General features: G+C 73.1%; 9 protein-coding genes. 2 read left to right on the top strand and 7 right to left on the bottom strand.

Annotated features, from left to right (window positions below; genetic code table 11):
- Positions 1–99: 99 nt before the first annotated feature.
- A complete protein-coding gene (locus tag ACZ3II_RS43085) occupies positions 100–687 on the bottom strand; it encodes a hypothetical protein (RefSeq protein ID WP_465526616.1) in 588 nt (195 codons plus the stop codon).
- A gap of 608 nt (positions 688–1295) precedes the next feature.
- Here ACZ3II_RS43085 and ACZ3II_RS43080 point away from each other — a divergent pair.
- Complete coding sequence (locus ACZ3II_RS43080; protein WP_465526622.1) at positions 1296–1511, top strand: hypothetical protein; 216 nt, start codon at positions 1296–1298, stop codon at positions 1509–1511.
- Between the two features lie 10 nt (positions 1512–1521).
- On the opposite strand, the gene ACZ3II_RS43075 is transcribed toward ACZ3II_RS43080, so the two are convergent.
- From ACZ3II_RS43075 to ACZ3II_RS43050, 6 genes are all read right to left on the bottom strand, one after another.
- Positions 1522–2100 carry a DinB family protein gene (locus ACZ3II_RS43075; protein ID WP_465526614.1) on the bottom strand — a complete coding sequence of 193 codons (579 nt, stop codon included), beginning with the start codon at positions 2098–2100 and terminating at the stop codon, positions 1522–1524.
- Positions 2101–2148: 48 nt separating this feature from the next.
- On the bottom strand, positions 2149–2664 hold the full coding sequence (locus ACZ3II_RS43070; RefSeq protein WP_465526612.1) for a hypothetical protein: 516 nt from the start codon (positions 2662–2664) through the stop codon (positions 2149–2151).
- A 124-nt stretch (positions 2665–2788) separates the two neighbouring features.
- Positions 2789–3172: a nuclear transport factor 2 family protein gene (locus tag ACZ3II_RS43065; protein WP_465526610.1), complete on the bottom strand. Its 384-nt coding sequence runs from the start codon at positions 3170–3172 to the stop codon at positions 2789–2791.
- Between the two features lie 260 nt (positions 3173–3432).
- Entirely contained in the window at positions 3433–4557 is a 1125-nt protein-coding gene (locus tag ACZ3II_RS43060; protein ID WP_465526608.1) for a type III PLP-dependent enzyme domain-containing protein, read from the bottom strand.
- A complete protein-coding gene (locus ACZ3II_RS43055; protein WP_465526606.1) occupies positions 4550–6139 on the bottom strand; it encodes an IucA/IucC family protein in 1590 nt (529 codons plus the stop codon). The genes ACZ3II_RS43060 and ACZ3II_RS43055 overlap by 8 nt, the downstream gene beginning before the upstream one ends.
- Positions 6136–7662 carry an IucA/IucC family protein gene (locus ACZ3II_RS43050; RefSeq protein WP_465526604.1) on the bottom strand — a complete coding sequence of 509 codons (1527 nt, stop codon included), beginning with the start codon at positions 7660–7662 and terminating at the stop codon, positions 6136–6138. Before ACZ3II_RS43050 ends, ACZ3II_RS43055 begins: the two co-directional genes overlap by 4 nt.
- A 155-nt stretch (positions 7663–7817) precedes the next feature.
- On the opposite strand from ACZ3II_RS43050, the gene ACZ3II_RS43045 reads away from it, so the two are divergent.
- Positions 7818–9488 carry an FAD-binding dehydrogenase gene (locus tag ACZ3II_RS43045; RefSeq protein WP_465526602.1) on the top strand — a complete coding sequence of 557 codons (1671 nt, stop codon included), beginning with the start codon at positions 7818–7820 and terminating at the stop codon, positions 9486–9488.
- The last annotated feature ends 46 nt before the right edge of the window (positions 9489–9534 follow it).

Genomic DNA, 9534 nt, shown 5'->3' with positions numbered 1-9534 from the left:
CTGGCCATACACAAATTATCCCCCGCTGTGTTTTCCCGGGTTGGTCGACTGGGGTGTCCCGGCCCCGGCCAGACAGCACGCCCGACCAGCCGGACGAGATCAACGGTGGGTTGGGGTGTGGGTGGGAGCGGCGGGGCCGGTAGCGGTGGGGGTGGTGTCCTGCAGGGGGTGGAGGGCGATGAGCATGAGGATGCCGGTGAGGGGCATCAGGTTCAGGTCGATCGGGGGGAGTGCGACGGCCAGCAGCATCATGGCGGGGCTCCACCAGGGCAGGCGGCGGGCGCCGGCGGCGAGGGCGGCCATCACGACGATGCCGATGAAGAACAGCAGCGGGCCGATGTCGTAGACGGCGGGCTGGACGCCGGGCAGGTCGGCGAACTCGTGCTGGCGGGTCTTCAGTTCGGCGCTGTCGGCGGCGGCCACGGCCAGGATCATGTCGGCGCTGAACTGGACGATCGAGGCGGCCAGGCCGGCCAGGGTGATGCCGGTGACGAGGTTGCGGCCGGCGCCGATCCGGGTGCGCAGGGCGAACACGACCGGTACGAACAGGAGCATGCCGGCCAGCCCGAACAGGTGCGCGAGCTGCCAGTCGGCGCCGGGCCCGTAGTGGCCGTCGAGCCGGCCCAGGATCCGGGTGACGCCGTACGCGGTCATGGCGAGCGGCGCGGCGATCAGGGCGATTCTCATATCGAGGATCGTTGTCGCCTCGAGTGGTGGGCGCCTCAGGTGGAACCCGGTTCGTGTCCCTGAGTAACCCCTGAGAGACCCTCAGAGGAATCGGATGCCGGCTCTTGTGATGTGGGCGGCGAGCACGATGTCGCCGGGCTCGGCAGACCAGACCTCGGGACGTACGCTCTCCCGCGCCAGGTCGTCCCCGGTCAGCGGCACGCCGTCGTCCCATGGCGCCGGCCAGTGACGGAAACGGCGGACCTCGATGAAGCCCCGGGCCGCCAGCGAGATCAGGCCGGGTGCGAGGAGGCCGGCGAGTTCCCGCAGCGTGGTCCAGTCCTTCGTCGGTCATGTGTGCCTCCCCTTGTTGGCAGGATGGGCGGCGTGAGCGGGTTGCGGTGGGACGAGGTACGGGAGTGGTTCGATCTCGAGCGGAACGGGGTGCTGCCGGATGTGCAGGTGCCCGGGACGACCATCGAGGACTGGCGGATGCTGGTCGCGCTGATGAGGTCGGAGGGCTGGCGGTGGGCTTGTCTCGTCGAGGGCGAGCCTGCTGAGCTGCCGGCCACGGTGGCGGAGCTGTTCGGCCGGGAGGATGTCGCCCCAACGTGTGGCCGGTGCCGGAGATGCTCGCGATCTTCCGGCTCCACGACGCCGAGCAGATCGACTTCGACGTCGACCTGCGGGAGCTGCAGGGACAGCGGCAGCTGGACGTGCTGTGCGGGTTCTTCGCCACGATCGGCCGGGCGCTGGGGAAGCCGGTGCTGCTGACGCCTGAGGGGTACGCCCAGGAGCCGGTGATCGGCTATGACGTCGGCGTCGGCCGGGTCGTGGTGCTGTGAGCGGGCGGGGTCAGGTGAACGTGCGGGCGGTGGCCTCCAGCCTGTCGCGGTAGGAGGCCCACCAGGTGTCGTCGCCGTCGGCCAGGTTGTCGCCGGGGTAGCGCCAGCCGGCGCGGCCGTCGATCAGTTCGCGGGCGATGTCGGCGTGGCCGGCGTGCCGGTTCAGCTCGGCGAGCATGTGCACGAGGATCTGGTGCAGCGTGACCGGGGAGCCGCCCCACCAGCGGACAGCGCCGGGGGCGTCGATCGGGAGCGCGTCGATGGTGGCGTCGGCGTGGGCCCACACCTGATGCCACAGGGCGATGAGCTGGTCGCGGGACTCGTCGGCGGTGGCCCACATGTCCGCGTTCGGTTCGGCGCCGTCGGCCAGCGCGGCGACCGGGCCGGGGAACGGCCGGCCGAACGTCTCGCCGAAGTAGCCGGCGGTCACCGCGGTCACGTGTTTGACCAGGCCGAGCAGGTTCGTGCCGGTGGGGACGAGAGGGCGGCGGACGTCGTACTCGGGGAGGTTGTCGAGTTTGCCGAGCAGCGCCTCGCGGGCCTCCCGCAGGTATCGGTGAAGGGTCGCCTTGGCATTGATCTCCGTCATGCCGGACATGATGTCAGTCCCACCAGACGCGCCACACCGGATTGCCGATCAGGCCGGCGGCCAGGTCGGTGAGGGTGTCGGCGCGGTAGTGGTCGTATTCGGCGTCGTTGTACTGCCGGTACTGCCAGGCCAGGGCGATGGCCTCTGCCGGGTGGTGGCGGTCCAGACGACAGGCTCGGCGCCGTAGCGGTCGTGCCAGTGCTGCATGATCGCGGAGTGCTCGGCCGGGGCGGGTCCCAGAAGGTGTTGTGGTCCAGGGTGATCGGCAGCAGCCACGGCGGGCACCAGGGCGACGGTGGCCTCCCGCCGTTCGCCGGACCAGCCGTAGGGCAGCCCGAACCCGGGTCGCTGCGGCTCCTGCGGCCAGGTGCCGTCGCCGGCGAGGTCGGCGCGGGTCTCCGCGGCGTAGGCCGGGGAGCTGGTGCGCAGGTAGCGCTCGCCGCGGTCGGCCGTGAGGGTGGCGCCGTCGAGGGACCGGGGGTCGGCGGCCGTCCAGTCATCGGGGAAGGCGGCGTACGACTCGATGATCCGGTCCGGGTGTCGGCGTCCATCAGCAGCGGCCACAGCCCGGTCTCCGGGTGAGCCGGCCGCAGCCGCTCCCACCAGTGCGGAGCGGCGTCGCCGGCGGCCTGGAAACCGGTGACCCGTGCTCCGGTCCTGGTGACGAACAGCGGCCGGGTGGGCGGCGTCACCGGCGCTCGGTGAGGTGGTCGCGGCCGGCGGGTGGCTCGTAGGGCTCGGGCCAGTAGTCGGTGATGCGGGAGATCAACGGCTCGGCGGTGGTCTCGAGCCAGACGCACGCCTCCTGGGTTTCGGCGCCGACGCGGGCGTCGAGCCACAGGGCGGCGTGCCTGCCGTCGGCGACCAGGCGGCGGACCTGCAGATGCCAGTCGCCGGGGTATTCCATGTTGAACCGCAGGAACGCGGACCGGCCGAGGATCCGCTCGCGGGTCTGTGGCATCTCGTAGACGACGTCGTCGGCGAGCAGGCCGGTCAGGCGGGGCCAGTCGCGCTGCTCGAGGCTGTCGACGTAGTCGTGTGCGAGCTGCCGGGTCGCGGCGGTGTCGTCCATGCCGGGCACGCTACCGGGACCCTCCGACAAGAATCGTCGCTCCGCGACGCCCCTGCCCCGCGCAACCGCCAGCCGTCTCCCAGACCGGTCACCACGCCGGCATTGCCGGCGTGGGCGACGGCTGGCGTGGCAAGCCGTCGTTCAGGCAGGCCTTGGGGTGGCGGTGACCGGCGTGAGCGGCGGCTGGTGTGGTGGGCCGTCGCTCGGGCGGGTGTCGGGGTGGCGGTGACCGGTGTGAGCGACGGCTGGCGAACCGGGGTTCAAAGGGTCAGGAAGGTGGGTGGGTCGTGGCGGAGGAAGTCGTGGTGGGAGATGTCCCAGCCGTAGGCGCCGGCGCGGGGGAAGACCAGCACGTCACCGGTACGCAGCAGCGGCACGTGCTGCCCGCGTGTCAGCACGTCGCGGGGGGTGCACAGTTCGCCGACGGCGTCGACGGGGGTGTCGGTGACGGAGAGGCGGGGGTACGGGTGGGGCCAGTCCTCGATGGGCAGGATGTGGAACGGGTGGGAGTAGCCCCAGGCCGCGGGTAGCCGGAAGTGGTGGGTGCCGCCGCGCAGGACCGCGAACGTACGGCCGTGGGTGGTTTTCAGGTCGAGGACCTCGGCGGCGTACCAGCCGGCATCGGCGGCCAGGTAGCGGCCGGGTTCGAGGAGCAGTTCCAGGCCGTCGGGGACGGTCACCGAGGACAGTGCTGACAGGTCGATGGACGTGTCGGTGAGGTAGTCGACGCCGAGTCCGCCGCCGGCGTTGATCAGGCGCAGGCTCACCCCGTACGCCGCAGAGGTCTTCACCGACCAGGTGATCGCATCGCGGAGGAAGGCGGCGTGCGCCGGGCCGTCGAGGTTGTTGGAGACGGCGTGCAGGTGGAAGCCGATGACGCGCAGCCCGGCGGGGATGTCGGCGAGCACTGCCGGCAGCTGGGTCTCGTCGATGCCGAACGGGGTGGGCGTGCCGGTCATGGTGTGGCTGCCGGACAGGGTGGGGGTGCTGCGGTTGACGCGCAGGCAGATGTCGGCCTGTGCGCCGAGGGCGGCGAGGCGGCGCAGCTCGTGGGCGCTCTCCACGTTGAGGAGGACGCCGGCGTTGAGGGCGGCGGCGAGTTCGGCGTCGGTTTTGGCGGGCCCGCCGAACACGATCCGCTCAGCGCCGGCCTGGATCGCGAGGGACAGTTCGCCGCCGGACGCTACTTCGAGACCGTCGGTGGCGGCGGCCAGGGTTCGTACGACGTCGGGGTGGCCGTTGGCTTTCACGGCGTACAGGAAGGAGGTGTTCGCCGGAAGCGCGGCCCGCAGCGACGCCGCCCGCGCCCGCAGTACGGACGTGTCGTAGACGTAGGCGCAACGCGGGTGAGGCAGGGCGCGCAGGGCGGGGGAGAGGTCAGGCATGGAGGGGGTTGCTCACCGGGATGTGGAGGTCGCCGGCGCCGGCCAGGCGCATGCGGACCAGGGCTTTGTGGGGGACGCGGGCGGCGATCAGCCAGCTGTGGTCGGCGGCGGCGTGCGGGTGGGCGCCGAGGGTGTCGTACGTTTCGTCGATGACGTCGCGGACGATGCGCCAGGCGCGGGTCTCGTCGAGGTCGTGGGATTCGCCGAGGCGGACGACGAGTTCGCCGAGGTGGGCCTGCAGGGCGGTGTAGCCGAGTTTGGCGCGCAGGGTCTCGGTATCGGTCGTGCCGACGACGGAGCCGGGCCACAGGTCGATGCGGTGGCCGGCGTCGGCGAGGCGGCCGGGGTGCAGGCGCAGGCCGGCGAAGTCGCGCAGGGCGAGCCGGTGCGGGCGGCCGTCGACGAAGGTGGGCAGGCAGTTCTGCAGGTGGGCTTCGAGGGCGACGCCGTCGGCGAGCAGCCGCAGCAGTGGGGGCAGCAGCAGGCGGGTGTAGTCGGCGAGCCAGGCGGCCGGGTCGCCGCCGGCGGTGTCGACGAGGCCGGCGAGGACGGTACGGCCGATGGCCGGGTCGTGGGCGGGCAGGGCGCCGCCCGGGATCGCCCGTTCGCCGGGTCGGAGGCGGCCGGTGAGGCCGGTGCGGGCGATGGCGGAGAGGTCGCGGCCGCTGCCGGCGGGCACGGCGGCGCCGCCGGTCTCGGCCATCAGCAGCAGCCGCGGTTCGGTTGCGGTGAGCCGGTGCAGCAGGGTGGACAGGGCGGGGCCGTTGCGGGTGGAGGCGACGCTGATGCTGCGGCGGGTGGAGGTGACCTGGATGTCGAGGCTGACCTTCAGGTAGTGGCCGCCGGGCAGCAGCAGGGTCCGCAGGGCGGCGGTGGGCACGGCGTCGAGGTGGCCGTCGAGGCGGTGCAGGGTGCCGTCGGTGAACAGGTCCCGGTAGCGGTGCAGGACGGTGTCGAACTGCCAGGCGTGCACGGGCTGAACCCGGTACCCGGCGGGCGCGTCCGGCACGTCCGGGTAGGAGGCGTGCAGCCAGGCGCCGAGGTCGTCGCCGAGGTGGGTGTCGTCGCGGACGGCGACGAACCGGATCGCGGTGTGGCCGGCTTCGAGGTCGTGGGCGAGCACGTCGCCGGTGTCCCAGCCGAGGCGGGTGCGGCCGCACGGGTGCAGGTTGTGGCCGGCGACGGCGAGGCGTTCCAGATGGACGGCGGTCAGGTCCGGGTCGGCGCTGTCGGGGATCCGCGGGTCGAACCGGGACAGGGCGACCGCGAGGTTGATCACGGCGTTGCGGATCTCGGCGGAGAACGCGCCGGTGGGGTCGATGCCGGCGAGCAGGTCGACGGGGTCGGCGACGCCGGCGTTCGGGTATTCGACCCGGTCGAACGCGTGCCGGCGGCCCCCGGCGGCGGCGGGGGTGAGGTCCTCGCGGACGAGGGCGGCGCGCAGGCGGCGGCCGACGGTGTCGGCGGCGTGCGGCAGGTTGCGGACGAAACCGTCGACCAGGTGGGGTTCGTGGACGGCGAGGGCGGCTTCGGTGTGCGCGGCGGCGGCGGCGAGCCGGCCGGTGCTGACGATGCGGATCATCGGGGGGTCCTTCCGCCGTGCGCCGTCAAGGGGTTGTCGAGGTGGGTCCACTGGTCGTTCAGGGGATCGGCGGCGAGCCGCATCGCCGTGGTCGCTTTCACCGGCAGCGGGTCGGTGAGCAGGTGTTTCGTGTCGGCGGTGCCGTGCAGGGCGGCGGCGACCTCGCGCCACAGCCGGTCCGGGTCGGCGCCGAACACGGCGGTGAGCGCGGCGACGGTCTGCCGGGCGACGGTGGCCAGGGCGGCGGCGGACAGTTTCGTGCGCAGTTCGGTGACGTCGTCGGTGGGCAGGTCACCGATCAGGCCCGGGTCGGTTCCCAACCGGCCGGGGTGGACCCGGACCCCGCCGAGGTCGCGGTAGACGGCCCGGACCGCCCGCCCGTCACGGAGCACGACCAGGGTGTTCTGGCCGTGCGCCTCCAGGGCGACCCCGCGTTCCAGCACGCGCGCGAGCGGGGCGAACAACACCTCTCCCAGGTCTTTCATGAAGAGGTACGGGTCAGCGACGGTCCGCAGGATCGCCGGGGTCGCCGCGAGCACCCCGAGGGGGATCGCGCCGGGCGGTGGCGCCTGCCGGACCAGGTGGGCGAGATGCCGGTCGGGTCCGTTGCCGGTGATCACCGCGCCGGCCTCGGTCTCGGCGAGCACGTCCAGGGGCAGGTCCCGGGTGAGGGTCTGGAGCAGGGCGGACAGGCGCGGGCCGTTGTGGACGGCGGCGGGCGAGACGGTGCGCATCGCCGAGGTCATCTGGATGTCGACGGCGGTCTTGATGTGCGGGCCGCCGTCCAGCGGGGCGACCGTGCGCAGCGACATCAGCGGCCGGACCGGGCCGGTCTCGCCGCCGTCGCCCAGCCACGGGTAGCTGTCGCGCAGGTGGGCGACCTGCCACGGGTGGGCGTACAGCACCGGTTTCGCGGTGCCGTGCCACCGGTCCGGGGGCACGGTCAGCCGGCGCAGCGTGATGACCGGGCGGTGCTCGGGGGCGTAGGCGAGCACGTCGGCGACGGTCATGCCGGTGCGGGTGCGGCAGCACGGGTGCAGCGGGTGCCCGTCGACCAGCAGCTGTTCGGCGACGCCGGGCGCGGTGATGGAGGCGACGCCGGGCGCGGTGAGGTCACCCGGCGTGGGGGTGGCGGCGCGGGCCAGGGCCAGGTTGGCGACGCTGTTGGCGATCTCGGCGGTCAGGGCCGCGCCGGGCCACAGCAGGGCGGTGAGTTCCGCCGGGTCGCCGACGGGTGCACCCTGGACGGTGACGGTCAGGCCGGCGGGCGGTGCGGTGAACGCGGTGGCGGCGGCGGTGGGATAGCTGATCAGCGCCCGGGTGAACCGGACGTGGGTGTGGCCGTCGTGGTGGTGCCGGCCGGTCAGGCCGGGCAGCGGCTCGTGTTCGAGGGCGAGCAGCAGCCGGGCCAGGATCGCGGCGCGGGCGCCGGGCAGGGCGGTGTCGAAAGCGTCCAGCAGGTCGGGGCGGAGATCGGCGAGTTGCTGGCGAGTGCCGGCGGGATCGGCGGTGGGGTGCGGCACCCCACCATTGTTGTCGGAGCGCGGGCGGGTTCGCGCGGGGGAGCGTGCGAGCGGCGGGGGTCACACCGGTGTGTTTCCACGACGCCGCGAATCCGATAAATTCTCGTATTCGAGCGTGGCGGAGGTCACTGCCACGAGTTGAGGGGGAACAGGGCGTGGACGTCGACGTCATCGTGGTCGGAGCCGGACTGGCCGGGCTCGCGGCCGCGCACGAGCTCACCACCGCCGGTAGGAAGGTGGCACTGGTCGACCAGGAGAACGCCGCGAACCTCGGCGGACAGGCGTGGTGGTCGTTCGGTGGCCTGTTCTTCGTCGGCAGCCCCGAGCAGCGGCGCGCCCGCATCCGCGACAGTGTCGAGCTGGCCTGGGCGGACTGGCAGGGCAGCGCCGGGTTCGACCGGCTCGCCGACGAGGACTCGTGGGCGGTCAAGTGGGCACGGGCGTACGTCGAGTTCGCCGCCGGGGAGAAACGGTCCTGGCTCGCCTCGCTCGGGATGAGCTGGCTGCCGTTCGCCGGCTGGGCCGAACGCGGCGAACTGCGCGCGGGCGGGCACGGCAACTCGGTGCCACGGTTCCACATCACCTGGGGTACGGGCACCGGCGTGGTCGAGCCGTTCGCGGCCTCCGCGGTGAACGCCGCCTCCGCCGGGCTCCTGCAGTTCCGGCACCGGCACCGCGTCGACGAGCTGATCGTCGAGAACGGGACGGCGGTGGGCGTACGCGGCACGGTCCTCGCCCCTGACGACGCCGCCCGCGGCGTCTCCTCCAACCGTGACCGGATCGCCGACTTCGAGCTGCGCGCCCAGGCCGTCATCGTCACCACCGGCGGCATCGGCGCCAACCACGACCTGGTCCGGCAGTACTGGCCGGCGCGACTCGGCACCCCGCCCGGCACGATGATCACCGGCGTGCCCGCGTACGTCGACGGCCGCATGCTGCGGATCGCCGAGGACGCCGGGGCGCGCCTGGTCAACCGCGACCGGATGTGGCACTACACCGAGGGCGTGCAGAACTGGAACCCGATCTGGCCCGGCCATGGCATCCGCATCCTGTCCGCGCCGTCGCCGCTGTGGCTCGACGCCGTCGGCCGCCGGCTGCCCGCCCCGTTCTTCCCCAGCTACGACACCCTCGGCACGCTCAAGTACCTGCGGACGAACCCGGAGATCGCGGCGTACGACCACTCCTGGTTCCTGCTCTCCCAGCGGATCATCGAGAAGGAGTTCGCCCTGTCCGGTTCCGAGCAGAACCCGGACCTGACCGCCAAGGACCGGCGCGGCTTCCTCAAGGAGCGGCTGTTCGGCAAGGGCGCCCCGGCGCCGGTGGAGGCGTTCAAGCAGCACGGGCCGGACTTCGTCGTCGCGCCCGGCCTGGAGGAGCTGGTCGCCGGGATGAACACGCTGACGGCCGAGCCGCTGCTGGACGCCGCGCGGGTGCGCGAGCAGGTGGAGGCCCGCGACGCGCAGATCGCCAACAAGGTCACCAAGGACGCGCAGATCCAGGGCATCCACAACTCGCGGCGCTACCTCGGCGACCGGATCGGGCGCACGTCGGTGCCGCACCGGCTGCTCGACCCGGCGGCCGGTCCGCTGATCGGGGTGAAACTGCACATCCTCACCCGCAAGACGCTCGGCGGCATCCAGACGGACCTGGACTCGCGGGCGCTCGGGCCCAGCGGCGACCCGATCCCGGGCCTGTACGCGGCGGGCGAGGTGGCCGGGTTCGGGGGCGGCGGGGTGCACGGCTACAACGCCCTGGAGGGCACGTTCCTCGGCGGCTGCCTGTTCAGCGGCCGGGCAGCGGGCCGGCACGCGGCGGCCGCGCTGTAGGACACCGGCTCGGTGGCAGGGCGGCGAGGCCGGCGTCGGAGCCGGC

The organism is Actinoplanes sp. NPDC019969 (assembly GCF_055562375.1).
Note: the sequence above shows the minus strand (reverse complement) of the source record. Positions and strands in the feature narration are given on the sequence as shown.

Coding starts and splice junctions, on each gene's coding strand:
- ACZ3II_RS43060 (WP_465526608.1), bottom strand. CDS start 4,557: ATGCCTGACCTCTCCCCCGCCCTGCGCGCCCTGCCTCACCCGCGTTGC.
- ACZ3II_RS43055 (WP_465526606.1), bottom strand. CDS start 6,139: ATGATCCGCATCGTCAGCACCGGCCGGCTCGCCGCCGCCGCCGCGCAC.
- ACZ3II_RS43065 (WP_465526610.1), bottom strand. CDS start 3,172: ATGGACGACACCGCCGCGACCCGGCAGCTCGCACACGACTACGTCGAC.
- ACZ3II_RS43080 (WP_465526622.1), top strand. CDS start 1,296: ATGCTCGCGATCTTCCGGCTCCACGACGCCGAGCAGATCGACTTCGAC.
- ACZ3II_RS43085 (WP_465526616.1), bottom strand. CDS start 687: ATGAGAATCGCCCTGATCGCCGCGCCGCTCGCCATGACCGCGTACGGC.
- ACZ3II_RS43075 (WP_465526614.1), bottom strand. CDS start 2,100: ATGACGGAGATCAATGCCAAGGCGACCCTTCACCGATACCTGCGGGAG.